This is a genomic window from Pseudomonas sp. MF08831, assembly GCF_059862645.1.
The window spans coordinates 31,789-57,352 of sequence record NZ_JCBCUX010000003.1 but is presented as its reverse complement, the minus strand read 5'-3'; the positions used below and the strand labels follow the sequence as shown (position 1 = coordinate 57,352).

Genomic DNA, 25,564 nt, shown 5'->3' with positions numbered 1-25,564 from the left:
TTCACGAATTCTAAGCGGAGCAGTTATGGTTGATCGGCACGACTACGTGGCCCTCGAATGGGTCAAGGGCGACATTGCCGAAACCCTGAAACAGGCCCGTTCGGCGCTGGACACGTTTGTCGAAACCCGCGACAGCGACGCCATTGCCGAGTGCCTGGCCGGCATCCACCAAGTGCATGGCGCGCTGCAAATGGTCGAGTTCTACGGCGCGGCGCTGCTGGCCGAAGAGATCGAAGCACTGGCCCTGGCCCTGCAGGCCGAGCGCGTCAGCCAGCGCGATGAAAGCATCCGCCTGCTGCAACAGGCCCTCGGCCAACTGCCGCTGTACCTCGACCGCGTGCACAGCGCCCGCCGCGACCTGCCATTGGTGGTGTTGCCGCTGCTCAACGACCTGCGCAGTGCGCGCGGTGAAAGCCTGCTGTCGGAGACCAGCCTGTTCAGCCCGCAACTGTTGTCGATTGCGCCGTTGCCCGACGAGGCCTTGGCCCAGCGCATGCTGCCGGACCTTCACGAGCAACTGCGCCAGTGGCATCAATTGCTGCAACAGGCCCTGGCCGGGCTGTTGCGTGAAGACCACGGCCCCAGCAACCTGGAAGACATGGCGCGGGTGTTCGCGCGCCTCGAAGCGCTGTGCCAGGGCGCGCCATTGCTGCCATTGTGGCAAGTCACCTCGGCGCTGGTCGAAGGCATGCTCACCGGCGTGATCGCCAACAGCCCGGCGCTGCGCAGCCTGCTCAAGGCCAGCGACAAGCAACTCAAGCGCCTGCTGGCCCAGGGCATCGGCGGCATCAACCAGCCAGCGCCGGATGAGCTGCTAAAAAGCCTGTTGTTCTACGTGGCCAAGGTCACCCGGCCGACGCCGCGCATGCAAAGCCTAAAGGAACGATACGGGCTGGATGAAGCCTTGCCCGACAGCGCGGTGGTCGATGCCGAGCGTGCACGTTTGGCTGGACCTGACCGCAATGCCATGGGCTCGGTGCTCGGCGCCTTGTGCGAGGAGCTGGTGCGGGTCAAGGAGCGCCTCGACCTGTTCGTGCGCAGCGACCGCCAACACACCAACGACCTCGATGCCTTGCTGGCGCCACTGCGCCAGATCGCCGACACCTTGGCGGTGCTGGGCTTTGGCCAGCCGCGTAAGGTCATCATCGATCAGCTTGCGGTGGTGCTGAGCCTGGTGCAGGGCCAGCGCGAACCCAATGACGCGGTGTTGATGGATGTTGCCGGCGCCTTGCTCTACGTTGAGGCCACGCTGGCGGGCATGGTGGGTACGGTCGAGCCGGAAAGCCGTGAAGAAAGCCGCCTGCCTACCACCGACCTGACCCAGATCCATCAATTGGTGATCCGCGAATCCTGCCAATGCTTGCGTCAGGCCAAAGAGCTGGTGATCGATTGCCTTGAGGCCGATTGGGACCGCCAGCGCCTGGAGTCGCTGCCCGAGCTGCTCAGCCAGGTGCGCGGCGCGTTGGCGATGATTCCGCTGCCACGCGCGGCGAGCTTGATGCGTGGTTGCACCCACTATGTCGATGAACAGTTGATGACCAGCGCTGCGCCGCCGCCCGAAGCGCAGCTGGCGCATTTCGCCGACGTGGTCAGCAGCCTCGAATACTACCTGGAACGCATGCTCCAGGACCCCGACGCCGCCGGCGAACGCGTGCTGGAGCTGGCCACCCAAGGCCTGGCTGCACTCGGCTACCTGCCGGTCGAAAAGCCTTGGCGCCAAGCGCTGGTCGCGCCGGATGGGGCATTGTCGAGCGAGAGCGCGCCGAGCCAGTCCCAGTTCGATGCATTGGCCAGCCCCACGTCGCGCCTGAACCCACCCGCCCAGCACCGCCCCGGCAGCCTGCTGCCGCCGCCGGCCGGTGAAGCCTCCATCGACGATGAGCTGCGCGAAGTCTTCCTCGAAGAAACCGACGAAGTCCTCGACGTGTTGCATCGCTACTTGCCCAACAGCGCGGATAAAACCGCCCAAAGCGAGATGCGGCGTGCCTTCCACACGCTCAAAGGCAGCGGCCGGATGGTCCGCGCCCTGGTACTGGCCGAGCTGGCCTGGGCGGTGGAAAACCTGCTTAACCGCGTGCTCGAACGCAGCGTGGCGCTCGACGCCGAGGTGCAACACGTGCTGGATGAAGCCGTGGCCTTGCTGCCGGAGCTGATCGCCGACTTTGCGGCCGACGACCAACGCCAGCGCGACGAAGTCGACGCCCTGGCGGCCCGTGCCCACGCCTTGGCCAGCGGCACTCAACCGGTCGCAGAGCCCCATGACCCGATGTTGCTGGAGATCTTTCGCAACGAAGCCCAGAGCCACCTGGAAAGCCTCAACCACTTTCTGCAACAGGCCGCCGAGCATGTGCCGCTGCAAGTCAGCGATGAACTGCAACGTGCCCTGCACACCCTCAAGGGCAGCGCCTACATGGCCGGCGTGTTGCCGATGGCTGAACTGGCGCGACCGCTCGATCACCTGACCCGCGAATACAAGGCCCACCGCCTGCCGCTGGACCTGGATGAAGTAGAACTGCTGCTGGAAGCCGAAGGCCTGTTCCAGCGCGGGTTGCGTCAGCTGGACAGTGATCCGCTGGTGCCGATCAAGGGCGCGCCGGATTTGATCAGCCGCACGCAAAGCCTGCTCGACCAACAGCTGCAAGCCTTGCTCGACGCGCCCAACACCGGGCTGCGCATCAAGCGCGACCCGCAACTGATCAGCAACTTCCTGGCCCAGGGCATGGACATCCTGCTGGACGCCGAAAGCCTGCTGCGCCGCTGGCAGCAACACCCCGGCGAACGCCAGGAGCTGACCGCGCTGCTGGACGAATTGACCACCCTGGGCGAGGGCGCGCACATCGCCGACCTGCACGCCATCGACGAACTCTGCGAAGCCTTGCTCGACCTCTATGGCGCTGTGGAAGAGAGCAGCCTGGCGGTCAGCGAACGGTTTTTCCATGAGGCCGAACAGGCCCATGAAGCGCTGATCAACATGCTCGACCAACTGGCGGCCGGCCAGGAAATCAACCCGGCGCCGGCGCGGGTAGACGCCCTGCGCGAACTGCTGGATGAAGCCCTCGACCCGTCCGCCACCGGCCTGATCAAAAGCGACGGCGGGCGCGCCCCGAGTATTTCCGAACTGGGCGCCGCCACGGCCCGGTTGGGCCAGGACACGGCGATGGACGACGAGATCGTCGAGATTTTCCTGGAAGAGGCAGTGGACATCCTCGACAGTGCCGGGCAGTCGCTTAAACGCTGGCTGCTGGAGCCGGACAGCGCGGCGCCGTTGTCGTCGTTGCAGCGTGACCTGCACACCCTCAAGGGCGGCGCGCGCATGGCCGAAATCGGCCCGATTGGCGACCTCGCCCATGAGCTGGAATGCCTGTACGAAGGCCTGGTGGACCGCCGCTACAGTTACTCGACCGAACTGTCCCAAGTATTGATGGCCAGCCATGAGCGGCTGGCCTTGCAGCTCGATCAATTGCAAGACCACCAACCCCTGAGCGACTCCAGTGACTTGATCGCTCAGTTGCGCGCGTTGCGCCAGAACAACGCGCCCGCGACTGCGCCCACAGAACCTGAAACCGCAGCGGCTGATCCCGAGTTGCTGGATATCTTCCTCGAAGAAGCCGCCGACATTCTCGACAGTTCAAGCAGCGCGTTGCTGCGTTGGCAGGCCGAGCCGAGCAATCGCCAGGAGGTGGAAACCTTGCTGCGCGACTTGCACACCCTCAAGGGCGGCGCGCGCATGGTCGAAATCGGGCCGATTGGCGATTTGGCCCATGAACTGGAGTTTCTCTACGAAGGCTTGTCTGCCGGTTTGCTCGCGCCGTCGTCGGAACTGTTCGCCTTGCTGCAAGGCTGCCATGACCGCCTGGCGCAGATGATCGACGCGGTGGCGGGCGGTTTGCCGGTGGGGTCGGTGGATAAGCTCATCGAGCGCATCAGAAGCCTGGTGCACCCCGGTGATGAGCCGCTGGCGCCCGTAGCCTTGCCGGCCGGCAAGGCCGACGCGGCGGTGGACCCGGGCGCCGACATGGTGAAGATTTCCGCCGACTTGCTTGATGATCTGGTCAACCTGGCCGGTGAAACCTCGATCTTCCGTGGCCGTATCGAGCAGCAAGTCAACGACGCGCGTATCGCCCTCAACGAAGTCGAAACCACCATCGAGCGCATGCGTGACCAACTGCGCCGCCTCGACACCGAAACCCAGGGCCGCATTCTCAGTCGTCAGCAGGCCGAGGCCGAGCGCCTGGGTTATGAAGAGTTCGACCCGCTGGAAATGGACCGTCATTCGCAACTGCAGCAGTTGTCGCGTGCGCTGTCCGAATCGGCCTCCGACCTGCTGGACCTCAAGGAAACCCTCGACCGTCGCAACGGGGATGCACACAACCTGTTGCAGCAACAGGCACGCATCAACACCGAGCTGCAGGAAGGCCTGATGCGCACGCGCATGGTGCCGTTCGAACGCATGCTGCCGCGCCTCAAGCGCATCGTGCGCCAGGTGGCGGAGGAGTTGGGCAAGGACGTTGAATTTGTGGTCGGCAATGCCGAAGGCGAGATGGACCGCAACGTACTGGAACGCATGGTGGCGCCGCTGGAGCATATGCTGCGCAATGCCGTCGACCATGGCCTGGAGTCCCGCGAGGCGCGCGTGTTGGCCGGTAAACCCGAGAAGGGCCGGATCAGCCTGGACCTGACCCACGAAGGCGGCGATATCGTCTTCGACATGCGCGACGACGGTGCCGGTGTGCCCCTGGACGCGGTGCGGCGCAAGGCGATCAAGCGCGGCCTGCTCGCGCCTGATCAAGACATGAGCGACCGCGACGTGTTGCAGTTCATCCTGCAGCCGGGCTTTTCCACCGCCGAAAAAATCACCCAGATTTCCGGCCGCGGCGTGGGCATGGACGTGGTGCACGAAGAGGTGCGCCAGCTCGGTGGCTCGATGTTCATCGACTCGACGCCGGGTGCGGGCGTGCACTTTCGCATTCGCCTGCCGTTTACCGTGTCGGTCAATCGCGCGCTGATGGTGCAATGCGCGGACGACCAATATGCGATCCCGCTCAACACCATCGAAGGCCTGGTGCGCGTGCTGCCCCACGAGCTGGCCGGGCACTATCAGCAAGACCCGCCGCGCTATGAATACGCTGGTCAGCGCTATGAGTTGTTCTACCTCGGCGACCTGCTGCACACCGTCGCCCGGCCGAAACTGCTCGGCCAATACCAGCCAGTGCCGGTGTTGCTGGTGCAATGCAACGAGCGACGCGTGGCGGTGCACGTGGACGCCATGGCCGGTACGCGCGAGATCGTGGTCAAGGGCCTGGGGCCGCAGTTTGCCGGGGTGCAGGGTTTGTCCGGGGCGACGATCCTGGGCGATGGTCGCGTGGTGCTGATTATCGATTTGCTGGCGCATATCCGCGCCCGCCAACCGGCGTTGCCGGCGCAGTCGGTGGACGCGCCACTGGTCCTCAATGACCCGTTGAAAAAGCGCCCGCTGCTGGTGCTGGTGGTGGACGACTCGGTCACCGTGCGCAAAGTCACCAGCCGCCTGCTGGAGCGCAACGGCATGAACGTGCTCACCGCCAAAGATGGCATCGACGCCATCGCGCTGCTCGAAGAACACACCCCGGACCTGATGCTGCTCGACATCGAAATGCCGCGCATGGACGGCTTCGAAGTGGCGATTCAGGTGCGCAACGACCCCCGGCTGATGCGCCTGCCGATCATCATGATCACCTCGCGCACCGGCCAGAAACACCGCGACCGCGCCATGGCCATTGGCGTCAACGACTACCTCGGCAAGCCGTACCAAGAGTCGGTGCTGCTGGAAAGCATTGCCTACTGGAGCAAGTCCCATGCTTGACCACCGCACCAGCCAACTCACCGGCCTGCTGCTGCCCCTGGCCGACCGCCACCTGGTGCTGCCCAACGTCGCCATCGCCGAACTGATCGACTTCCAGCGCGGCGAACCCGCCAGCGATGCACCGCCGTGGTACCTGCGGCAAGTGACATGGCGCGATCGGCAATTGCCGCTGATCAGCTTTGAAGCCGTGTGCGGTGAAGCCAGCGTGACCGGCGAGCGCTCGCGGATTGTGGTGCTGAACGCGCTGGGCGGGCGGCCGACGTTGAAGTTTATTGCGATGGTGATTCAGGGGATTCCACGTTCGTACAAGTTGGATAGTCAGCTGAGTTATGTCGACGTGCCGCTGTGCCCGCTGGAACTGGCGGCGGTGCAGGTGGGCGAGCATGTGGCGAAGGTGCCGGATTTGATGGGGCTTGAAGCGTTGTTGGTCGAGTCCGGCCTGGCCTGAGCGTAATCCTTGTGAAGATCCACTGTGTGAGCTGGCATGCCTGCCATGGCGGAGTGTCAATCACTGCATCAACAACTGACCCACCGCCATCGCAGGCAAGCCAGCTCCCACACTGAGTTGTGCTCGATCGCGCAAACCGCTCAGTCACCTCTTATGCTTTTTATCGTTTTCGGCGCGAACAGTGGATGTGTTATCAAATTCAATCAAACGTTAGGGTTTTCGTGACAAAAAATTGTCGTTGATGATCGTACCTTATCGCCATTTCGGATCTGCTAATGATGAGGGTTGATCGCTCACATGTCGGAATGGGATGGAGTTGCTGTAGGCGAGTTCTGCATTTGGATTAAGCGGGTTTTCAGGCCTGAGTGGAGTGGCTAGCTTCTGCGCTCCTCACTGCCTGCAAGGATCTGCAAATGGCCGTACCGTTAATGCCGCCCGGTGTTTCAATTTTTGAAAACATTGCGATATCTCGATGCAAACGTACTCATCTCAAACCGGGCTCGGCATTCGCCTATTCCTGGTTTTATTCTCAGGTCAGGGCTGCTGGCCCATGGAACTACAAGAGGCGAGGGCGCGAGTATGAGGCTTTTGGTAACTTCAATTACGGTGCCACAGGCACGGTGTTGGGCATTCCCGAGAATGTATTGCTGCGAGCCGCCGGTGTGGCTCAAACCGCCGCAAAAACCACCCTTCCGGATTTTGGAACATGGTGGGGCGGTGAGCCTTTTGGTGATGACCCACGGGACCAATATTGGATAAGAAAAGGTATTGAATATGCAATTTCGCAAGGCCACTAAGCGCCTCATACCGTTTCTGCGTAATTGCCTGCTTGTGGTCTGCCTGATCTATATCGGTGGCAGTTGGATCCTGTCGTCCGGAACTCCGGATCTGGATGAAGTGGTGTTGAAGCATTCATTGGGCAACGGCACCTCTATATACGGTGCGCGAGACGGCCAGGGCGGTGCGACGGTAGGATTTTCCTACAGGTACTACGTCCATGAGGACTTGGGGAGTGATCAGGAAATACTCACCGCATTAGTGTCTGCACATCCTTTTCTGAAAACCAAAGAGCCCGATGTTCAAGTGAGTGATGAGGGCGGTGCGCTGCACCTGATCATTCAGGGGAAGGTCTATGAGTACCACAGCTATGCGCTGGAGGGCCTTGGAGCGGTCAAGGTGATGATGGCTTTGTGATGGGTCAGTCTTCGGATTTTTCCTGCAAGATTTCGGGCTGTACATGAACTTGTTGTGGGTAGTCATGGCGGCTAGTCTTCGTCCCGTCATCGAAAAAACGGTGACACGGACGTGCAAGTCCGACGAAACTGTTTAGGCGTACAAACGCCCAGCCAACCACGGGCGTTTTTTGTGCTCGCTGCTTTATGGCGGCTGCGCGCAGGAGGTCTTTGGACCTGCTGGGTGTCCTAAACAGGCCCGGTCTTGCACACCTGCGCACGGTCGCCACCCTCATTCGCGTGCAAGCGAACGGTGGCGCTCCTTACTAACTGTTTAGGAGCTTTATCATGGCTAAACCCACCCCTAATCCGCCTCTCTTCACCGTCAACCCACACCAAAACACCGAAGCTCTACTGGTCAACGCCAGCGAAACCTTATCGTCGCTAAACGCCATGACCTGTAATCTTGCCTTCAACCTAGACACCTCCCAGCGCGCAATCATGCTCGGCATTCAGCAAATGGCCGAGTTGAGTCAGTTGCTGGTCGATAGAGCGCTGGAACACGTCAGCCCGACACCGGAAGGTTGAAGCGGTCCCAAAAAGGGATTGATCGGTCAGTGTTTGGGACCGCTATCTAACAGCCACCACCGAACAAATGTGGGAGCGGGCTTGCTCGCGAATGCAGGGTGTCAGTCGGTACATGAGTAACTGACCCACCGCATTCGCGAGCAAGCCCGCTCCCACATTTTGTTCTTCATTCGGCTCGAACCCAGTATTTGCTCATTGATCGTTTCCTATATCTCAACCGCCTAACACTTGATCGTTCCCAAAAAGGGACCTATCGTTCCCTTTTTGGGACTCTTTGGCCGTTGCCATGCAAATCTTGCCGCTCAGTGCTGCACTCTTCACCAACACCCAGCAGAAAGTGCTGGGCCTGCTTTTCGGCAAGCCCGATCAAAGTTTCTTCACCAATGAAATCGCGCGCTGGGCCCAGGTGGGCAAGGGCAGCCTTACCCGCGAGCTGGAGCGGTTGCAGCTGGCGGGCATCTTGAGCATGACGCGCCAAGGCAATCAGACCCACTACCAAGCCAACCCCCAATGCCCGATTTACTCGGAGTTGCTGGCCATCGTGCGCAAGACCCTGAGCCTGGACGAACCCTTGCGCAATGCATTGGCACCGTTCGTGGAGCAGATAACCTGGGCCTTTATCTACGGCTCCATCGCCAGGGGTGAGGCGCACTCATCCAGTGACATAGATCTGATGCTGATCGGCGAAAGCCTCAACTACAGTGAAGTCATGGAGCAGCTCATGCCGCTGGAAGAGCAGCTGGGCCGCACCATCAACCCGACGCTTTACACCCCCGAGGACTGGATCGGCAAATGGAATGCCGGGAACAGTTTTGTGCAGCGGGTCTTGGCACAGGACAAGATTAATCTGATTGGGGCCAACCCCCTGGAATCCATGGATGGACAGCAAAGCCAATCTGGAGAATCTGCAACGTAGTGGTGGCTTGAAGGCTGAGCCGCCGGATCGCAAGGAGTGTGATGGGCTGATGCGCTCAGCACGGGACCGGTTAACGGATGCGGGTAATCCACAGCTATCGTTCGCCAGTCGTTTCGACTTGGCCTACAACGCCGCCCACGCTATCGCGCTCACGGCTTTGCGCCTGCAAGGGTATCGTTCTGACAAACGCTATCTGGTCTTTCAATGTCTGATTCACTCCGCCGACGTGAACAAGGTGCAGGTGAGGTTACTGGCGTTGTGTCATGAACGCCGAAACCTGGCGGAATATGAAGGGTATATGGATGAGGACGAGGCGTTGCTGGGGCAGTTGATGGATGGCGCGACAGTACTGCTGAATGAAGTGGAAAACTTGTTGGCTGACCATTGGTGACAATGATGAGATTTCCCTGAACACCACCGAACAAATGTGGGAGCGGGCTTGCCCGCGAATGCGGTGGGTCAGTGACTTATGTACCGACTGACACCCTGCATTCGCGAGCAAGCCCGCTCCCACATTTTGATTTTCATTTGGTCCTAGCTCAGCGATTGCTGACGATCCATTACTCCAGCCGTAACGATCCGCCTTCGGGCTTGATTGATACCCCCCACGTTCACTCCTAAGGTACAGCCCACGACAGCAAACCCCGTGGAGCGACCATGACAACAACCATCACCCCCGACTCGCGCTGGACGCGGCGGCGCGACGAGAAGCAGCGGCGCCTCGGGCTGGTCAAAAAATACGCAGACGGGGCGGTGTTGCCCAGTGACAGAATCGTCGAGGCGCTGGAAGCGCTGATCCTCCCCGGCGACCGCGTGGTGCTGGAGGGCAATAACCAGAAGCAGGCCGACTTCCTCTCGCGCTCCCTGGCCAAGGCCGACCCGGCCAAGCTCCACGATTTGCACATGATCATGCCCAGCGTCGGGCGTTCCGAGCATCTGGACCTGTTTGAAAAGGGCATCGCGCGCAAGCTGGATTTCTCCTTTGCCGGCACCCAATCCCTGCGCATCAGCCAGTTGCTGGAAGACGGCCTGCTGGAAATTGGCGCGATCCACACCTACATCGAACTCTATGCGCGGCTGGTGGTGGACCTGATCCCCAACGTCGTGCTCTCGGCCGGTTTCATGGCCGACCGCGCCGGTAACATTTACACCGGTGCCAGCACCGAAGACACCCCGGCGTTGATCGAGCCGGCAGCATTCAGCGATGGCATCGTCATCGTGCAGGTCAACCAGTTGGTGGATGACGTCACCGATTTGCCCCGCGTCGACATCCCCGCAAGCTGGGTGGATTTTGTGGTGGTGGCCGACAAGCCGTTCTACATCGAGCCGCTGTTCACCCGCGACCCGCGCCATATCAAGCCGGTGCATGTGCTGATGGCGATGATGGCGATCCGTGGCATTTACGAAAAACACAATGTGCAGTCGCTCAACCACGGTATCGGTTTCAATACGGCCGCCATCGAATTGATCCTGCCGACCTACGGCGAATCCCTCGGCCTCAAAGGCAAAATCTGCCGCAACTGGACCCTCAACCCGCACCCAACCTTGATCCCTGCCATCGAAAGCGGCTGGGTCGAAAGCGTGCATTGCTTCGGTACCGAATTGGGCATGGAAAACTACATCGCCGCACGGCCTGATGTGTTCTTCACCGGCCGCGACGGCTCGATGCGCTCCAACCGCATGTTCTGCCAGCTCGCCGGCCAATACGCCGTGGACCTGTTTATCGGCGCCACCCTGCAAGTGGATGGCGACGGGCATTCTTCCACAGTGACCCGTGGTCGTCTCGCCGGGTTTGGTGGTGCGCCGAACATGGGCCACGACCCACACGGTCGTCGGCATGGCACTCCGGCCTGGCTGGATATGCGCCACGACGACGCGCCGGAAGCCCTGCTCGAACGCGGCAAAAAACTCGTGGTGCAGATGGTCGAAACCTTCCAGGAAGGCGGCAAACCGACCTTTGTCGAGACCCTCGACGCGGTGGAAGTGGCGCGCAAAAGCGGCATGCCGCTGGCGCCGATCATGATCTACGGCGACGACGTCACCCACTTGCTCACCGAAGAAGGCATCGCCTACCTGTACAAGGCGCGTTCGCTGGAAGAGCGCCAGGCGATGATCGCCGCCGTCGCTGGCGTCACCGCCATCGGCCTGCGCCACAACCCCAAGGACACCGCGCGCATGCGCCGCGAAGGCTTGATCGCGTTGCCCGAAGACCTCGGCATCCGCCGTACCGACGCCACCCGCGAGCTGTTGGCCGCCAAGAGCGTGGCCGACTTGGTGGAGTGGTCCGGTGGCCTGTACAACCCGCCCGCCAAATTCAGGAGCTGGTAAATGCGCGCCCTCAAATTGCATGAACTCAGCCTGGCTGATCGCTTGGCAGACATGGCGGTCGACGCATTGATAGATGAGGCGGACTTGTCGCCAAAACCGGCCTTGGTGGACCGCCGCGGCAATGGCGCCCACAGCGATTTGCACCTGGGCCTGATGCACGCTTCGGCGCTGTCGCTGTGGCCGATGTTCAAGGAGATGGCGGAAGCCGCGCTTGAGTTCGGTGAAGTCGGTTTGCCCTTGCGCGAAGCACTCGGGCGCATTGGCCGTGAAGGCGAGCAGGCGATGCTCACCACCACCAATGGCGTGAACACTCATCGCGGCGCGATCTGGGCGCTCGGTTTGCTCACTGCTGCGGCGGCGCTGGAACCACGCAGCGTCACGCTGACGGCGGCCAAGCTGGCCCTGCTCAACGACCGCTACGCCCCACAGCCGATGAGCCACGGCGCCCAGGTTGCGCAACGCTACGGCGCACGCGGTGCCCGTGAAGAAGCACAACTGGGCTTCCCGTCCGTGATGCAGCGCGGCCTGCCGCAACTGCACAAAAGCCGCCGGCAAAACGCTGGCGAACAGAACGCCCGCCTGGACGCCTTGCTCGCCATCATGACCGACCTCGCCGACACCTGCGTGCTCTACCGCGCAGGCACCGAAGGCTTGCACGCCATGCAACGCGGCGCTCAAGCCGTACTGGATGCAGGCGGCAGCGCGACCCTCGCGGGCCGGCGCCAACTGCACGAACTCGACCAACAATTGCTGGCCCTGAATGCCTCCCCCGGCGGCGCCGCCGACCTGTTGGCCGCCTGCCTGTTTATCGACCGCCTCGACGGAGCGTTTTGATGGAAACCTTATCCTTTGAATTCCCCGCCGGGCAGCCGCCCAAAGGCCGTGCGCTGGTGGGTTGCGTCGGCTCCGGCGACCTGGAAGTGCTGCTGGAGCCGGGCACGCCCGGCACGCTGACCATCCAGGTGCAGACCTCGGTGAATGGCGCCGAACAACGCTGGCAGCATCTGTTCGAGCGGATCTTCCAGGAGCACACGCCACCCGCTTTGAAGATTGATATCCACGACTTCGGCGCCACGCCCGGCGTGGTGCGTTTGCGTCTGGAGCAAGGCTTCGAGGAGATCGGCCATGACTGACTTGCTCAGCAAACACAGCTTCGTTGAGTTGGGGGCCCGGCAGCGGGCCAAGGCCTTGCTGGACGCCGGCACGTATCGCGAACTGATCGACCCCTTCCAGCGCGTGATGTCGCCGTGGCTCAGCCGCCAGGGCGTGGTGCCCCAGGCCGATGACGGCGTGGTGATCGCCAAAGGCAGCATCGCCGGAAGGCCGGTGGTGGTGGCCGCTATCGAAGGTAACTTCCAGGGCGGCAGCCTCGGTGAAGTCGGCGGTGCAAAAATGGCCGGTGCGCTGGAATTGGCGGCCGAAGACAACCGCAAGGGCATCCCGACCGGCGCGGTGCTGTTGCTGGAAACCGGCGGCGTGCGCCTGCAGGAAGCCAACCTTGGCCTCGCGGCGATTGCCGATATCCACGCGGCGATTGTCGACCTGCGCCAGTACCAGCCGGTGATCGGCGTAGTGGCCGGCAGTGTTGGCTGCTTTGGCGGCATGTCCATCGCCGCTGGGCTGTGCAGCTATCTGGTGGTGACCCGCGAAGCGCGCCTGGGCCTGAATGGTCCGCAAGTGATCGAGCAGGAAGCCGGGCTGGACGAATACGACTCCCGCGACCGCCCGTTTATCTGGAGCCTCACGGGCGGCGAACAACGCTTCAACAGCGGCTTGGCCGACCGCTACGTGGCGGACGATGTGGCGCAGATTCAGCAGACCGTTACCGAGTTGCTGCAACAAGGCTTGCCCACACAACAACGCAGCCGTCAGGTCGATTTTTACCTGGCGCGTCTGGCCGAGCTGGACGCCACGCCGCAGATCGACGCGGCGACGGTGCGCGACCTGTACCAAGGAGATCGCTCATGAGAGGCCTGCAGTGGTTCAACGCATTGAGTGCCGGCGCCACACCTGTGGATGGTTTGCCGGCCTCGCTGAAAGTCGCCGACGGCGTATTGGGTGAGCAAGCCGTGCGCTTCATCGCCGTGGTCACCGACGCGCACAACCGCTTCGCGCGTGCGCGCAATGGTGAAGTCGGCCTGCTGGAAGGCTGGGGCCTGGCCAAGGCGGTGGACGATGCCATCGCGCGCGGTGACAAGCGCCCGATCATCGCCATCGTCGATGTGCCCAGCCAAGCCTATGGCCGTCGCGAAGAAGCCCTCGGCATTCATCAGGCCCTGGCCGCCGCTGCCGACAGCTACGCCCGCGCGCGGTTGGCCGGCCACCCGGTGATTGCGCTGCTAGTGGGCAAGGCCATGTCCGGCGCGTTCCTCGCCCACGGCTACCAGGCCAACCGCCTGATTGCTCTGCGCGACCCCGGCGTGATGGTGCATGCGATGGGCAAGGCCTCGGCGGCGCGGGTGACCCTGCGCAGTGTCGAAGAGCTGGAAGCCCTGGCCGCCAGCGTGCCGCCGATGGCCTATGACATCGACAGTTATGCCAGCCTTGGTTTGCTCTGGGAGACGCTGTCGGTCAGCCAGATTGAACACCCTACGGCGGACGACGTGGTGCGCGTCAGTGATTGCCTGCTGCACGCCATCAACGATGTCGCGGGCCCCGATTTAAAAGGGCGCCTGGGCGCCACCCACCGCGCCGCCTCCAGCCACGTGCGCCAACTGCTGCGGGAGCAATGGTGAACGCCCACGATTTGCTCTGGGGCATGACCCCGGCGCATCTGCCCGCCGACGCGCCGGCTTGGGTGGTGGAGGCGATCAACGCCGGCCATCCGGTGGTGGTGCGTCGCGCCATCGCCGAGCCGGGCCAGGTGGCCGTCGGCGTGCGCGGGCGTTTGCGTGAGCAGCGGTTTGCGGCGGTGATGCCCATCGCGGCGGTGCAGCGGCGAGTAGTGCCCGAGGCACTGTGCGGTGTGACCTCATCACGGGATTTACCGGCGTTGCGCGCGCTCGATCTACTACGACCCGTGTTAGCGCAGGAGGCGTGGGGCGTCACCGGCAGCGCCGGTTTCGAGTTGGCCAGCGGAATTGCAGCGCTGCATGCGCAGAGCGACCTGGATTTGATCCTGCGCACGCCCCAGCGGCTGGAGCGCGGTGATGCCGAGGACCTGCTCGCGATATTGCACACGGCGCCGTGTGCCGTGGACCTGCAACTGCAAACCCCGTTTGGCGCCGTCGCCTTACGCGAATGGGCGGGTGGCTCGCGCCGAATACTGCTGAAAACCGTCGGCGGCGCGCACTTGGTGGTTGACCCGTGGCAGGCGGTGGCATGAGCAGCCTTCTGGTGTTTCCGGGGCAGGGCGCCCAGCGTACGGGCATGCTCCGCGCGCTGGCGGCCGACGTTCTGGATGAAGCCAGTGATGCCTTGGGTGAAGACGTTCGCCTGCTCGATTCGGCGCAAGCCTTGGCGAGTACGCGCGCTGTTCAACTGTGCCTGCTGATTGTCGGCGTGGCCCATGCCCGTCAGCTGCAACACACGCCGGATTACGTGGCGGGCCTGTCCATCGGCGCCTACCCGGCGGCCGTTATCGCGGGCGCCCTGGGGTTTGCCGACGCGGTAAAACTGGTCAGCCTGCGCGGCGAGCTGATGCAACACGCTTATCCACAAGGCTACGGGATGACCGCAATCATCGGCCCTGAGTTATCCACAGTCGAAAAAATACTGAGCGAAATCCACAGCCCGCAAACGCCGGTGTATTTGGCCAACATCAACGCCGACAACCAAACCGTCATTGCTGGCAGCGATGAAGCGATGAAGCGCGTCGCGGCGCGCATCAAGGGCAACGGCGTCGCCAAGCGCCTGGCCGTCAGCGTGCCGTCCCATTGCGCGCTGCTGGAGGCGCCTGCCCAGGCGCTGGCGCAAGCATTCGTTGCGCTCAAGGCGCCGCGCATTACTTACCTGAGCAGCACCCGCGCGCGGCCGATCCACAACCCCGAGCAGCTGCGCGACGACCTGGCCTTCAACATGTGCCGCATCGTCGATTGGCGCGGCACCGTGCAAAGCGCCTACGAGCGTGGCGTGCGCCTGCAAATCGAGCTGCCGCCGGGCGCGGTGCTCACCGGCCTGTCACGCCGCGTGTTCGAGCAGGGCACGGTGATCGCCTGCGAAGGCGCGCGCCTGGACACCTTGCAGGCCCTGCTGCAAGAGGAGGAACGCCGCCACCGATAAAGCACCACCCAAGGCTTTCGAAGCACAAAAACAACAATTTCGATGAAGCACTTTGAGGACAACAACGATGATTATTTATGGTGTGGCCTTGTTGGCGATCTGCATGTTGGCGGGTGTGATCCTCGGCGACATGCTCGGCGTGTTGCTGGGCGTAAAATCCAATGTGGGCGGCGTCGGGATCGCCATGATCCTGCTGATCTGCGCGCGCTTGTGGATGCAAAAACACGGTGGCATGACCAAAGACTGCGAAATGGGCGTGGGCTTTTGGGGCGCCATGTATATCCCGGTGGTGGTGGCGATGGCCGCGCAACAAAACGTCGTGACCGCGCTGCACGGCGGCCCGGTCGCGGTGCTGGCGGCCATCGGTTCGGTGGTGGTCTGCGGCTGCACCATTGCCCTGATCAGCCGCACGCACAAGGGCGAACCCTTGCCCGCCGACGAGCCGCTGATCGCTGCTGCGGGAGGTCGCTGATATGTGGCCTCTGATCGAAAAAGGTTTGGAAAATAACAGCCTGGTCACCGCGTTTGCCTTTGTCGGGGTGGTGATGTGGGTTTCCGTGGTGCTGTCCAAGCGCCTGACGTTCGGGCGCATTCATGGCTCGGCGATTGCCATCGTGATCGGGCTGGTGTTGGCCTGGGTCGGCGGCACGCTCACCGGCGGGCAAAAAGGCCTGGCGGACATGGCGCTGTTCTCCGGCATCGGCTTGATGGGCGGCGCGATGCTGCGCGATTTCGCCATTGTTGCCACCGCGTTTGAAGTGCAGGCCACCGAAGCGCGCAAAGCCGGGCTGATCGGTGTGATTGCGTTGCTGCTCGGCACGATCCTGCCGTTTATTGTCGGCGCGAGCATGGCCTGGGCGTTTGGCTATCGCGATGCGATCAGCATGACCACCATCGGCGCGGGCGCCGTGACCTACATCGTTGGCCCTGTGACCGGTGCGGCGATTGGCGCGACCTCGGATGTGATGGCGCTGTCGATTGCCACGGGGCTGATCAAGGCGATTCTGGTGATGGTCGGCACGCCCGTGGCGGCGCGCTGGATGGGCCTGGATAACCCGCGCTCGGCGATGGTGTTTGGTGGGCTGGCCGGCACGGTGAGTGGGGTCACGGCGGGGTTGGCGGCGACGGATCGGCGGTTGGTACCGTACGGGGCGTTGACGGCTACTTTCCATACCGGGCTGGGGTGTTTGCTTGGGCCTTCGTTGTTGTACTTCATCGTGCGCGGGATCGTTGGCTAACCCCGTAATTCAAGTTGATGGGTCTGGCCTCTTCGCGAGCAAGCCCGCTCCCACATTTGGAATGCATTTCAAATGTGGGAGCGGGCTTGCTCGCGAAAGCGGTTTGTCAGGTTGGCACCTGGCGGTTGGCATACATCCGGCACTCTGCCAACAACGCCAGCAAATTCGGATCACGCTCCTTGGCCTTCAAAAACACCACGCCAATGTGCTGCTGCAGCCGGTACCTGGGCTGCAGCGGTATCAGCTTCACACGGTTCTCATACACCGCCGCAATCCGCCCCGGCAGCAGTGCATAACCCACGCCCGAACTGACCATGCTCAGCAAGGTGAAGATGTCATTGACCTGCATCGCCACCTTCGGCTCAAACCCCGCCTGGTTGAACACCCGGTTGCCATCCTGGTGCGTGGCGAAGCCTTGGGTGAGGGTGATGAAGGTCGCGTCGCGCACATCGGCCAGGTCGATTTCCTGCTCGCGATCGAAGGGTGAGTCGGCCGGGGTGGCGAGGAAGATGTCGTCGGTGAACAGCGCGATCTGTTCGCAATCGGGGTCGTTGGCGCGTTCGTCGAGGGAGATCAGGATCGCATCGACTTCCATGTTCTTGAGCTTGTAGAGCAGGTCAAAGTTGGAGCCCAGGATCAGGTCGATATTGAGTTCGCTGCGCCTGATTTTCAGGCCCATGATCAGCTGCGGTACGGTTTTGACCGTCAGCGAATACAGCGAGCCGAGCTTGAAGCGCTCAGCCGAGAACCCCGCGGCTTCGCGGGTCAGGCGCACGCTGTCGACCACGTCGGCTACCAGCTTTTGCGCGCGCTCTTCCAGCACGTAGGCGCTTTCCAGCGGGGTGAGGTTGCGCCCTTCGTGTTTGAACAGCGGGCAGCGCAGCGCGTTTTCCAGCGAGTGGATGGCGCGGTGCACGCTGACGTTGCTGGTTTGCAGCTCGGCGGCGGCGCGGGCCAGGTTGCCGGTGCGCATGAACGCCAGGAAGATCTCGAGCTTCTTGAGGGTGAATTCTTCGTCGATCAGCATGGCCGTGGCTCTTAGTCGAATGCCCTCGATTGTGCCCCTAAAACCAGTTCACTCCCAGCCATGCACTGCCCAGGCCCAACAGCACGCCGCAGATGATCAGCCAGATCGCGTTGAGCCGCGTGTAATACACCACGGCGGCGCTGGCCAGGGTCAGCACCAGGCTGGTCGCGTTGTTTTCCAGGCTGTTCATCAGGATGTAGGTCGAGGCGAGGATCAGGCCGATGGAGATCGGCAGCAGGCTGCGTTTAACCCGTTGCACCCACGGCGTTCGGGTGTGCCGTTCCAGCCAGCCGGCGCCCAGGTAAGCCAGCACCGAACAGGGCACCAGCTTGGCCAATAACGCCACCAGCGCGCCAGGCAAGCCCGCCGCCTGTTGGCCGATAAACACCAGGAACATGCCATTGGGCCCTGGCAACGCCTGGGACAAGGCGAAGAAGGCGACAAATTGCGCGTCGGTGATCCAGTGCATGTCGACCACGGTGTAGCGATGGATATCGCCGATGGCCACCGTGTTGCCGCCAATCGCCATCAACGACCACAGCGCGCATTGGATCATCAGGTGCAGCAGGACGGTCTGCATCAGCCGGCCACCTTGTTCGAACCGATAAAGCTCAAGGCCAGGGAGCTGGGAATGCAGATCAGCAAGACCATCCACAGCGGCAACACAAAGACGGCCATCAATACGAAGGTCAACACGAAGGCGCTGTAGTTGGCGAGCGTGCGCGGCATGGCCTTGAGCAGGCGCAGCGTGGTGCCGAGCATCAAACCCGTGGCAATCGGCATCACCGCGCCGAAGATCTGCTGTACCACGTCGTGACTCCACCACTTGGCATAGGCAAATCCGGCGAGCACGGTGATCAACGAGGGGAACAGGTACAGCCCACAGACGGTCACAACCGCACCGGGCAAGCCATGCAGGCGCCGCCCGTAGATGATGCCGACGTTGGCGATATTCGGGCCGGGGAAGAACTGGCCGGTGGTCAGCAGTTCATTGAAGCTTTGCTCGCTGACCCAGCGGCGCCGGTCGACCATCATCTGCCGCGCCCAGGGCATCACGCCGCCAAAGCCGAACAGGCCGACCATGGCAAAGTTGTAAAACAGCTGCCATAGGCTGGGATGAGGCGGGGCGGGTTCTAGCTCGGGCATGGCAATTACCGATAGGACGCTTTTACGTGGGCGCTGGCTTGCCTGCGATTGCGGCGTAACAGTCGAAAGAGAGGTTGAATGTTAGGCCCTTATCGCAGGCAAGCCAGCGCCCACAGGATGAAGCGAATCATCTATGGACGTGGGTATTTGGGCAAATGAAGAAAGGGTGTTACCTGATATGGGTAGGGTGGCGTCAGAATGCTCAAGGTGGTAACCGTTATGCGAGGTGAGTGACACATGTATCACGGGGAACGATTTAACGCCTGGAGCCATTTGGTCGGGGCGGTTGCAGCTTTTGTTGGCGCAGTGTGGATGTTGGTGGTGGCAAGCCTGGATGGCAGCCCCTGGAAGATTGTCAGCGTGGCGATTTATGGTTTTACGCTGCTGGTGCTGTACAGCGCGTCCACCGTGTACCACAGCGTGCGCGGGCGACGAAAAGAGATCATGCAGAAGGTCGACCACTTTTCGATCTACCTGTTGATCGCGGGCAGCTACACGCCGTTTTGCCTGGTGACGCTGCGCGGGCCGTGGGGCTGGACACTGTTCGGAATCGTGTGGGGGCTGGCGGTGATCGGCATCCTGCAGGAGATCAAGCCGCGCTCCGAGGCGCGCATCCTGTCGATTGTGATTTACGCGGTGATGGGCTGGATCGTGCTGGTGGCGGTCAAACCGCTGATTGCCGCGTTGGGCACGGCGGGGTTTGTATGGCTGGCCTCGGGCGGGGTGTTGTACACCGTCGGGATTATCTTTTTTGCCCTGGAAGATCGCCTGCGCCACTCCCATGGCATCTGGCATTTATTCGTGATCGGCGGCAGCCTGCTGCATTTTGTGGCGATCATGCATTACGTGCTCTAACAGGCGGCGCGGGCAAAAACTGTGGGAGCGGGCTTGTGTGGGAGCGGGCTTGCTCGCGAATGCGGTGTATCAGTCGCTGGATGCGTTGAATGACACACCGCTTTCGCGAGCAAGCCCGCTCCCACACTGGTTGGGTGGTGTTATCACAAGCGTTCTAGCCGTTCACGGGCGCGCTTGCCGAAAATCTGCAGCAGGCTGGCCAGCATATGCGGCGGCGGCTCATCGGCGCGGGTCAGCGCGTACAGGGTGATCGGCAGCGGCGGGGTGAGCGTGCGGATGCAGGTGGTGGCCGTCGATGCGCCGAGGGCGGTGAAGGGATCGATCACGGTCAGGCCGGCGCCGGACTCCACCATGGCCCGGGCCAGGGAATAAGTCTGGACAGAAATGGTCACTCGTGGCGGCGGGTCGACGTTTTCCAGGTAGCTGTCGAGCTTTGCCGCCAAGGGGTCGGCACTGGACAGGCCAATCAACGGCGCCCCCGCCAGGTCAGCCAGTGGCAACGGTTTGCTCATCTCGGCCTCAGGCCAGTAACCCTTGGAAGCCAACGCCACCAGCACCCCATTGGCCAACACTTGCGTGGTTAAACCCGGATGGCCGGAGAAGTTGAGCGTCAGCGCCAGGTCGATCTCACGCATCAACAGCTTCTGCACCAGCTCACGGCTGTGGTCGCTGGACAGCTCGCAGGCGATGTCCGGGTAGGCGCGCTTCCACTCCAGAATCGAAGGCGGCAGCAGTGACAATGCCAGGGCAGGGATGGCGCCTATCCTCACACTTTGCCCAGGTTCGCGGCGCAAGCTCTTGGCCAGCCGCCGCACACCTTGCAGGCTCTCGGTGACTTTCTCGACTTCGCGTTCCAGCGCCAGGGCTTCCGGGGTGGGCTGCAGTTTGCCGCGCACGCGCAGAAACAGCGGAAAGCCCAGTTGCAGCTCGGCGTGCTGCAACACCTTGGTCACCGCCGGTTGCGAGACGTGCAGCAACTGCGCGGCGGCGCTGACGGAGCCGGTCTGGCGGATGGCCTGGAAGATTTCGATATGACGCAAGCGCATGGCACGTCCATAACCTTTGTTTATAGGTGAGCCATCTTTATTCATTGTCGGTGGCCTGTCACCTGCCCCTAGGCTTGAGGCCTGTCAATTCAATTGCGGGTGAGGGGAATGGCCAAGCGGGTTTGCATCATCGGCGGCGGTGTCATCGGTCTGGCGAGTGCATACGCCCTGGTGCGCGCAGGCCATGAGGTCACGGTGATCGACGCGCGCGACAGCCTGGGCAGCGAAACCAGTTTTGCCAACGGCGGGCAACTGTCTTACCGCTATGTCGCGCCGCTGGCCGACGCCGGCGTGCCCCTGCAAGCGCTGGGCTGGCTGCTGCGTGGGGACTCGCCGTTGACCCTGCGTCCGCGTCTCGATCCCCGGCAATGGCGCTGGATGGCGTCCTTCCTGGGCGCCTGCCGGGGTTCGGTGAACAAGCGTAATGCCGCTCACCTGCTGCGCCTGGCGTCTTTGAGCCAGGCCACCTTGCAGCAATGGCGCGAGGATGATCGCCTGGACGGCTTCGACTGGCGGCGCAACGGCAAGCTGGTGACCTTTCGCAGTGCCGGCACCTTTGAGCTTGCGCGCAGCAAGGTCACCGATTTTCTGCAACAGCAGGTGCTGTCGGCCGCCGAGTGCGCGTGCCTGGAGCCGGCGCTGGTGGGGGATGGTTTTGTCGGCGGTATTTACACGCCAAATGAAGAGGTCGCAGATTGTCATGCCTTCTGCCAACGACTGGCCGCGCGGCTTGAGGCTTCCGGGCGCTGCTCGTTTTTGCTTGGCCGCAAGGTCACGGGACTACGTCACGGCGACGGTGCGGTGCAGGCCATCGATCTAGGCGATGAAATGATGCCGGTGGACCAGCTTGTAATCGCCGCCGGGCATCGCAGCGCCGAGTTAGCGTTGCCTGGCGTGGCCCTTGCGCTGTATCCGCTCAAAGGCTACAGCCTGAGCGTGCCGATTGACGCGCAGCACCAGGCGCCGAATGTGAGCATCACCGATTACGACCGCAAGATCGTCTACGCGCGGATCGGTGAGCAGCTGCGAGTCGCCGCGATGGTGGATATTGTCGGTTTCGACGCCCGCCTTGAGCCCAAGCGCCTGGCGCTGATCAAACGCCAGGCGCTGGAGACCTTTCCCCATGGCGGCGATTACGCCCAGGCGGTCGAATGGGCCGGCATGCGCCCGGCCACGCCGACCGGTGTGCCGCTGATTGGCGCGAGTGCTTATCGCAATCTGTGGCTGAACCTGGGCCACGGTGCGCTCGGCTTCACCTTGGCCTGTGGCAGCGGGCAACTGCTGGCCGAGCTGATCGGCCAGCAGGCGCCTTCCATTGATATGCAGGGCCTGGCGCCCCGCGCGGCTTGATTCGTCACACCACCAACGGAGAATAACAATGAAAAAAATCCTGTTGACCGGCTGCACCCTGGGGCTTTTGTTGGGCGCTCAGGCTCAGGCGACTGAAGCACCTCTGGACGGCACGTTGGGCAAGATCGCCAGCGCCAAGTCCATCACGCTGGGTTATCGCGATGCGTCTGTGCCGTTTTCCTACGTAGGTGACAACAGCGGCCAACCCATGGGCTATTCAGTAGAGTTGGCGAGCAAGATCGTCGAGCGCATCCAGCAGAAAATCGGCGTGGCTAACCTTGGCGTGAAGTACACCCTGGTGACGTCCCAGACCCGCATCCCGCTGGTGCAGAACGGCACTGTGGACCTGGAATGCGGCTCCACCGGGGTGACCGCCGAGCGCCAGAAACAGGTGGCGTTTTCGTACGGGTTTATCTACGTGAAGGGCCAGTTGCTGAGCGCCAGGGACAGCGGCATCAACGGGTTTGACGACCTCAAGGGCAAGAACGTGGTGACCACCGCCGGCACCACCAATGAGCGGTACCTCAAGCGCTACAACGCCGAACACAACAGCAACATGTCGGTGATCAGTGCCAAGGACCACGGCGAAGCCTTCAAGATGCTCGAGACCGGCCGCGCGGCGGCGTTTTACATGGACGATGCGCTGCTCTACGGCGAGCGCGCCAAGGCCCGCGACCCGCACCGCTGGGTGGTGGTGGGCAAGGAGCAGTCGCGGGAGATCTACAGCTGCATGGTGCGCAAGGACGACCCGCAGCTTCTGGCGGTGGTCAACGAAACGCTGGCTGACCTTTACCGCTCCGGGGAAATCAACGGGATTTACCAGCGCTGGTTTGAACAGCCGATCCCGCCCAAGGGCTTGAACCTGGAATTCCCGATGACGGCTGAGTTGAAGGCGATTATCGCCAAGCCGGTCAGTGACCCGGTGGACTGACAACCCAATCCAAAATGTGGCAGCGGGTTTGCTCGCGAAGGCAGTGTGTCAGTTGATAAACAGGCTGACTGATCCACCGCATTGGCGAGCAAGCGCGCTCCCACATTGGGTTAGGGTTTGCACAGCGGGGTTAGAAGTCGCCCCACAGTTGCTGGGCGACGGCCAGCGCCACCACTGGCGCCGTCTCAGTGCGCAGCACGCGCGGGCCGAGGCGGGCGGCGTGGAAGCCGGCGCTTTGGGCGGTGTCGACTTCGTTATCGGTCAAGCCACCTTCAGGCCCGATCAAAAACGCCAGGCTGGCAGGCTTGGCATGGCTGATCATCGGCGCGGCCACCGGGTGCAGCACCAGCTTCAACTGCGCCTCGGCCTGCTTCAACCAGTCTGCGAGCAGCAGCGGCGGATGAATCACCGGCACCGTCGAACGCCCGCATTGCTCGCACGCGCTGATCGCCACCTGGCGCCAGTGCAGCAGGCGCTTGTCGGCGCGCTCGTCCTTGAGGCGCACTTCGCAGCGGTCGCTGAAGATCGGCGTGATTTCATTCACGCCCAGCTCGGTGGCTTTCTGAATCGCCCAGTCCATACGCTCGCCCCGGGACAGGCCCTGGCCGAGGTGGATGTGCAGCGGCGATTCGCTCTGGCCTGCGAAACTTTGCGTGAGCTGCACGCTGACGCGTTTTTTACCGACCTCTAGCAACGTGCCCAAAAACTCCTGGCCGGAGCCGTCGAACAGTTGCACGGCATCGCCTTCGCCCATGCGCAATACACGGCTGATGTAGTGGGCCTGGGCTTCGGGCAGTTCGTGCTCGCCAAGGCTCAGCGGGGTGTCGGTGAAAAAGCGGGACAGTCTCATTTCTGTTCTCTGGAAAATTTAAGTAGGTGCTATCAGCCCGGATCACGGAAGCCTGGGTGGAAGTCTTTCGGCACCGCAACGCTGACTTTATCGTTGGTGGCGATATCGATGCCTTCACTGGCCACTTCAGCCAAAAAGTCGATCTGCTCCGGTGTGATCACATACGGCGGCAGGAAATACACCACGCTGCCCAACGGCCGCAACAGCGCGCCGCGCTCCAGGGCATGTTCGAAGACCTTCAGGCCACGGCGTTCCTGCCACGGGTAGGCGGTCTTGGTGGCTTTGTCCTGGACCATCTCGATGGCCAGCACCATGCCGGTCTGGCGCACTTCCGAGACGTGCGGGTGGTCCGCCAGGTGCGCGGTGGCGGTGGCCATGCGCTGGGCCAGCGCCTTGTTGTTTTCGATGACGTTGTCTTCTTCGAAAATATCCAGGGTTGCCAGGGCCGCCGCGCACGCCAGCGGGTTGCCGGTGTAGCTGTGGGAGTGCAGGAAGGCGCGCAGGGTCGGGTAGTCGTCGTAGAAGGCGTCGTAGACATCGTCGGTGGTGACCACGGCGGCCAACGGCAGGTAGCCACCGGTGAGGGCCTTGGACAGGCACAGGAAGTCCGGACGGATGCCGGCCTGTTCACAGGCGAACATCGTGCCGGTACGGCCGAAGCCCACAGCGATTTCGTCGTGGATCAGGTGCACGCCGTAGCGGTCGCAGGCCTCGCGCAGCAGCTTGAGGTACACCGGATGGTACATGCGCATGCCGCCGGCGCCCTGGATCAGCGGTTCGACGATCACGGCGGCGACGGTGTCGTGGTTTTCGGCGAGGGTCTGTTCCATGGCCAGGAACATGTTCCGGGAATGTTCTTCCCAGCTCATGCCGTCGGGGCGCAGGTAGCAGTCCGGGCTCGGCACCTTGATGGTGTCCAGCAGCAAGGCCTTGTAGGTTTCGGTGAACAGCGGCACATCGCCTACCGACATCGCGGCGATGGTTTCGCCGTGGTAGCTGTTGGTCAGGGTCACGAAGCGCTTTTTGTTCGGCAGGCCGCGGTTGAGCCAATAGTGAAAGCTCATCTTCAGCGCGACTTCGATGCACGACGAACCGTTATCGGCGTAGAAGCAGCGGGTCAGGCCTTCGGGCGTCATTTTGACCAGGCGTTCGGACAGCTCGATCACCGGCTGGTGGCTGAAACCGGCGAGGATCACGTGTTCCAGTTGGTCGACCTGATCCTTGATGCGCTGGTTGATGCGCGGGTTGGCGTGGCCGAATACGTTGACCCACCAGGAACTGACCGCATCGAGGTAGCGCTTGCCTTCGAAGTCTTCCAGCCACACGCCTTCACCGCGCTTGATCGGGATCAGCGGCAGCTGCTGGTGATCTTTCATTTGGGTGCAGGGATGCCACAGCACCGCGAGGTCGCGTTGCATCCACTGGTTATTCAAGCCCATCGGTTATCTCCTCGAAGCGGTCCTGCGGCCGGCGCAGGCGTAACAATCGCGCAAGCCTATGCAATGCCAGGCGGTGCCACAACCCATTACGGATGAATTGGCAGTAAACGCGGGACGGTCTGTCACGTTTCTCAGGAATAGTCCTTAATTCATTGTTAACGTACTGT

General features: G+C 62.4%; 25 protein-coding genes. 19 read left to right on the top strand and 6 right to left on the bottom strand.

Annotated elements, in window-relative coordinates; translation table 11 throughout:
• Positions 1-25 precede the first annotated feature (25 nt).
• From AC19YS_RS06445 to madM, 16 genes are all read left to right on the top strand, one after another.
• On the top strand, positions 26-5,842 hold the full coding sequence (locus AC19YS_RS06445) for an Hpt domain-containing protein (protein WP_500601243.1): 5,817 nt from the start codon (positions 26-28) through the stop codon (positions 5,840-5,842).
• Positions 5,835-6,290 (top strand): chemotaxis protein CheW, encoded by a 456-nt coding sequence (locus AC19YS_RS06440; protein WP_053258465.1) that lies wholly within the window; start codon positions 5,835-5,837, stop codon positions 6,288-6,290. Before AC19YS_RS06445 ends, AC19YS_RS06440 begins: the two co-directional genes overlap by 8 nt.
• A 413-nt stretch (positions 6,291-6,703) precedes the next feature.
• Entirely contained in the window at positions 6,704-7,087 is a 384-nt protein-coding gene (locus AC19YS_RS06435) for a polymorphic toxin type 44 domain-containing protein (RefSeq protein ID WP_200622190.1), read from the top strand.
• Positions 7,065-7,484, top strand: a complete 420-nt coding sequence (locus tag AC19YS_RS06430; RefSeq protein ID WP_124418656.1) for a hypothetical protein — start codon at positions 7,065-7,067, stop codon at positions 7,482-7,484. The genes AC19YS_RS06435 and AC19YS_RS06430 overlap by 23 nt, the downstream gene beginning before the upstream one ends.
• A 326-nt stretch (positions 7,485-7,810) precedes the next feature.
• Positions 7,811-8,050: a DUF6124 family protein gene (locus AC19YS_RS06425; RefSeq protein WP_200622188.1), complete on the top strand. Its 240-nt coding sequence runs from the start codon at positions 7,811-7,813 to the stop codon at positions 8,048-8,050.
• A 286-nt stretch (positions 8,051-8,336) separates the two neighbouring features.
• Positions 8,337-8,966 (top strand): nucleotidyltransferase domain-containing protein, encoded by a 630-nt coding sequence (locus AC19YS_RS06420; protein ID WP_200622186.1) that lies wholly within the window; start codon positions 8,337-8,339, stop codon positions 8,964-8,966.
• A complete protein-coding gene (locus tag AC19YS_RS06415; protein ID WP_179676539.1) occupies positions 8,929-9,357 on the top strand; it encodes a hypothetical protein in 429 nt (142 codons plus the stop codon). Before AC19YS_RS06420 ends, AC19YS_RS06415 begins: the two co-directional genes overlap by 38 nt.
• A gap of 266 nt (positions 9,358-9,623) precedes the next feature.
• A complete protein-coding gene (gene mdcA / locus AC19YS_RS06410) occupies positions 9,624-11,294 on the top strand; it encodes a malonate decarboxylase subunit alpha (protein WP_200622184.1) in 1,671 nt (556 codons plus the stop codon).
• Positions 11,295-12,128, top strand: a complete 834-nt coding sequence (locus AC19YS_RS06405; protein ID WP_200622182.1) for a triphosphoribosyl-dephospho-CoA synthase — start codon at positions 11,295-11,297, stop codon at positions 12,126-12,128.
• Entirely contained in the window at positions 12,128-12,427 is a 300-nt protein-coding gene (locus tag AC19YS_RS06400; protein ID WP_056857713.1) for a malonate decarboxylase subunit delta, read from the top strand. Before AC19YS_RS06405 ends, AC19YS_RS06400 begins: the two co-directional genes overlap by 1 nt.
• Positions 12,420-13,262 carry a biotin-independent malonate decarboxylase subunit beta gene (locus AC19YS_RS06395; protein WP_106575658.1) on the top strand — a complete coding sequence of 281 codons (843 nt, stop codon included), beginning with the start codon at positions 12,420-12,422 and terminating at the stop codon, positions 13,260-13,262. Before AC19YS_RS06400 ends, AC19YS_RS06395 begins: the two co-directional genes overlap by 8 nt.
• Positions 13,259-14,029 carry a biotin-independent malonate decarboxylase subunit gamma gene (mdcE, locus tag AC19YS_RS06390; protein WP_200622180.1) on the top strand — a complete coding sequence of 257 codons (771 nt, stop codon included), beginning with the start codon at positions 13,259-13,261 and terminating at the stop codon, positions 14,027-14,029. Before AC19YS_RS06395 ends, mdcE begins: the two co-directional genes overlap by 4 nt.
• Positions 14,023-14,619 carry a malonate decarboxylase holo-ACP synthase gene (locus tag AC19YS_RS06385; RefSeq protein ID WP_200622178.1) on the top strand — a complete coding sequence of 199 codons (597 nt, stop codon included), beginning with the start codon at positions 14,023-14,025 and terminating at the stop codon, positions 14,617-14,619. Before mdcE ends, AC19YS_RS06385 begins: the two co-directional genes overlap by 7 nt.
• Positions 14,616-15,515, top strand: a complete 900-nt coding sequence (gene mdcH / locus AC19YS_RS06380; RefSeq protein ID WP_500601239.1) for a malonate decarboxylase subunit epsilon — start codon at positions 14,616-14,618, stop codon at positions 15,513-15,515. Before AC19YS_RS06385 ends, mdcH begins: the two co-directional genes overlap by 4 nt.
• Positions 15,516-15,582: 67 nt before the next feature.
• Positions 15,583-15,987, top strand: coding sequence for a malonate transporter subunit MadL (madL, locus tag AC19YS_RS06375; protein WP_500601237.1), 405 nt, complete (start codon positions 15,583-15,585; stop codon positions 15,985-15,987).
• 1 nt (position 15,988) lies between these two features.
• Positions 15,989-16,753, top strand: a complete 765-nt coding sequence (madM, locus tag AC19YS_RS06370; protein WP_119737496.1) for a malonate transporter subunit MadM — start codon at positions 15,989-15,991, stop codon at positions 16,751-16,753.
• 106 nt (positions 16,754-16,859) lie between these two features.
• Here the strand turns inward: madM and AC19YS_RS06365 are convergent, their stop codons facing one another.
• The 3 genes from AC19YS_RS06365 to AC19YS_RS06355 are packed head-to-tail and all read right to left on the bottom strand — an operon-like array spanning position 16,860 to position 18,926.
• Positions 16,860-17,780, bottom strand: a complete 921-nt coding sequence (locus AC19YS_RS06365) for a LysR family transcriptional regulator (RefSeq protein WP_119737498.1) — start codon at positions 17,778-17,780, stop codon at positions 16,860-16,862.
• A 37-nt stretch (positions 17,781-17,817) separates the two neighbouring features.
• Complete coding sequence (locus AC19YS_RS06360) at positions 17,818-18,360, bottom strand: chromate transporter (RefSeq protein WP_106575651.1); 543 nt, start codon at positions 18,358-18,360, stop codon at positions 17,818-17,820.
• Positions 18,360-18,926 carry a chromate transporter gene (locus AC19YS_RS06355; RefSeq protein WP_106575650.1) on the bottom strand — a complete coding sequence of 189 codons (567 nt, stop codon included), beginning with the start codon at positions 18,924-18,926 and terminating at the stop codon, positions 18,360-18,362. Before AC19YS_RS06355 ends, AC19YS_RS06360 begins: the two co-directional genes overlap by 1 nt.
• Positions 18,927-19,163: 237 nt before the next feature.
• On the opposite strand from AC19YS_RS06355, the gene trhA reads away from it, so the two are divergent.
• Entirely contained in the window at positions 19,164-19,781 is a 618-nt protein-coding gene (gene trhA / locus AC19YS_RS06350) for a PAQR family membrane homeostasis protein TrhA (RefSeq protein ID WP_124418644.1), read from the top strand.
• 143 nt (positions 19,782-19,924) lie between these two features.
• Here trhA and AC19YS_RS06345 read toward each other — a convergent pair whose 3' ends face one another.
• Positions 19,925-20,827 carry a LysR family transcriptional regulator gene (locus AC19YS_RS06345; RefSeq protein ID WP_106575648.1) on the bottom strand — a complete coding sequence of 301 codons (903 nt, stop codon included), beginning with the start codon at positions 20,825-20,827 and terminating at the stop codon, positions 19,925-19,927.
• Positions 20,828-20,935: 108 nt separating this feature from the next.
• Here AC19YS_RS06345 and AC19YS_RS06340 point away from each other — a divergent pair, with 108 nt between their 5' ends.
• Both AC19YS_RS06340 and AC19YS_RS06335 read left to right on the top strand, forming a co-directional pair.
• Entirely contained in the window at positions 20,936-22,177 is a 1,242-nt protein-coding gene (locus AC19YS_RS06340; protein WP_200622174.1) for a D-amino acid dehydrogenase, read from the top strand.
• A 28-nt stretch (positions 22,178-22,205) separates the two neighbouring features.
• Complete coding sequence (locus tag AC19YS_RS06335; protein WP_200622172.1) at positions 22,206-23,108, top strand: transporter substrate-binding domain-containing protein; 903 nt, start codon at positions 22,206-22,208, stop codon at positions 23,106-23,108.
• Between the two features lie 130 nt (positions 23,109-23,238).
• Here the strand turns inward: AC19YS_RS06335 and AC19YS_RS06330 are convergent, their stop codons facing one another.
• Complete coding sequence (locus AC19YS_RS06330) at positions 23,239-23,958, bottom strand: 16S rRNA (uracil(1498)-N(3))-methyltransferase (protein WP_119737511.1); 720 nt, start codon at positions 23,956-23,958, stop codon at positions 23,239-23,241.
• A 32-nt stretch (positions 23,959-23,990) separates the two neighbouring features.
• Positions 23,991-25,397 (bottom strand): adenosylmethionine--8-amino-7-oxononanoate transaminase, encoded by a 1,407-nt coding sequence (locus tag AC19YS_RS06325; protein ID WP_119737513.1) that lies wholly within the window; start codon positions 25,395-25,397, stop codon positions 23,991-23,993.
• Positions 25,398-25,564: the final 167 nt, after the last annotated feature.

Bases quoted from the DNA above. Each gene is read 5' to 3' on its own strand.
- mdcA (WP_200622184.1), top strand. From the start codon at position 9,624: ATGACAACAACCATCACCCCCGACTCGCGCTGGACGCGGCGGCGCGAC.
- trhA (WP_124418644.1), top strand. From the start codon at position 19,164: ATGTATCACGGGGAACGATTTAACGCCTGGAGCCATTTGGTCGGGGCG.
- AC19YS_RS06400 (WP_056857713.1), top strand. From the start codon at position 12,128: ATGGAAACCTTATCCTTTGAATTCCCCGCCGGGCAGCCGCCCAAAGGC.
- AC19YS_RS06360 (WP_106575651.1), bottom strand. From the start codon at position 18,360: ATGCAGACCGTCCTGCTGCACCTGATGATCCAATGCGCGCTGTGGTCG.
- madL (WP_500601237.1), top strand. From the start codon at position 15,583: ATGATTATTTATGGTGTGGCCTTGTTGGCGATCTGCATGTTGGCGGGT.
- AC19YS_RS06330 (WP_119737511.1), bottom strand. From the start codon at position 23,958: ATGAGACTGTCCCGCTTTTTCACCGACACCCCGCTGAGCCTTGGCGAG.
- AC19YS_RS06430 (WP_124418656.1), top strand. From the start codon at position 7,065: ATGCAATTTCGCAAGGCCACTAAGCGCCTCATACCGTTTCTGCGTAAT.
- AC19YS_RS06435 (WP_200622190.1), top strand. From the start codon at position 6,704: ATGGCCGTACCGTTAATGCCGCCCGGTGTTTCAATTTTTGAAAACATT.
- AC19YS_RS06415 (WP_179676539.1), top strand. From the start codon at position 8,929: ATGGACAGCAAAGCCAATCTGGAGAATCTGCAACGTAGTGGTGGCTTG.
- AC19YS_RS06425 (WP_200622188.1), top strand. From the start codon at position 7,811: ATGGCTAAACCCACCCCTAATCCGCCTCTCTTCACCGTCAACCCACAC.
- AC19YS_RS06395 (WP_106575658.1), top strand. From the start codon at position 12,420: ATGACTGACTTGCTCAGCAAACACAGCTTCGTTGAGTTGGGGGCCCGG.
- AC19YS_RS06440 (WP_053258465.1), top strand. From the start codon at position 5,835: ATGCTTGACCACCGCACCAGCCAACTCACCGGCCTGCTGCTGCCCCTG.
- AC19YS_RS06385 (WP_200622178.1), top strand. From the start codon at position 14,023: ATGGTGAACGCCCACGATTTGCTCTGGGGCATGACCCCGGCGCATCTG.
- AC19YS_RS06420 (WP_200622186.1), top strand. From the start codon at position 8,337: ATGCAAATCTTGCCGCTCAGTGCTGCACTCTTCACCAACACCCAGCAG.
- mdcE (WP_200622180.1), top strand. From the start codon at position 13,259: ATGAGAGGCCTGCAGTGGTTCAACGCATTGAGTGCCGGCGCCACACCT.
- madM (WP_119737496.1), top strand. From the start codon at position 15,989: ATGTGGCCTCTGATCGAAAAAGGTTTGGAAAATAACAGCCTGGTCACC.
- mdcH (WP_500601239.1), top strand. From the start codon at position 14,616: ATGAGCAGCCTTCTGGTGTTTCCGGGGCAGGGCGCCCAGCGTACGGGC.
- AC19YS_RS06335 (WP_200622172.1), top strand. From the start codon at position 22,206: ATGAAAAAAATCCTGTTGACCGGCTGCACCCTGGGGCTTTTGTTGGGC.
- AC19YS_RS06365 (WP_119737498.1), bottom strand. From the start codon at position 17,780: ATGCTGATCGACGAAGAATTCACCCTCAAGAAGCTCGAGATCTTCCTG.
- AC19YS_RS06345 (WP_106575648.1), bottom strand. From the start codon at position 20,827: ATGCGCTTGCGTCATATCGAAATCTTCCAGGCCATCCGCCAGACCGGC.
- AC19YS_RS06325 (WP_119737513.1), bottom strand. From the start codon at position 25,397: ATGGGCTTGAATAACCAGTGGATGCAACGCGACCTCGCGGTGCTGTGG.
- AC19YS_RS06355 (WP_106575650.1), bottom strand. From the start codon at position 18,926: ATGCCCGAGCTAGAACCCGCCCCGCCTCATCCCAGCCTATGGCAGCTG.
- AC19YS_RS06445 (WP_500601243.1), top strand. From the start codon at position 26: ATGGTTGATCGGCACGACTACGTGGCCCTCGAATGGGTCAAGGGCGAC.
- AC19YS_RS06405 (WP_200622182.1), top strand. From the start codon at position 11,295: ATGCGCGCCCTCAAATTGCATGAACTCAGCCTGGCTGATCGCTTGGCA.
- AC19YS_RS06340 (WP_200622174.1), top strand. From the start codon at position 20,936: ATGGCCAAGCGGGTTTGCATCATCGGCGGCGGTGTCATCGGTCTGGCG.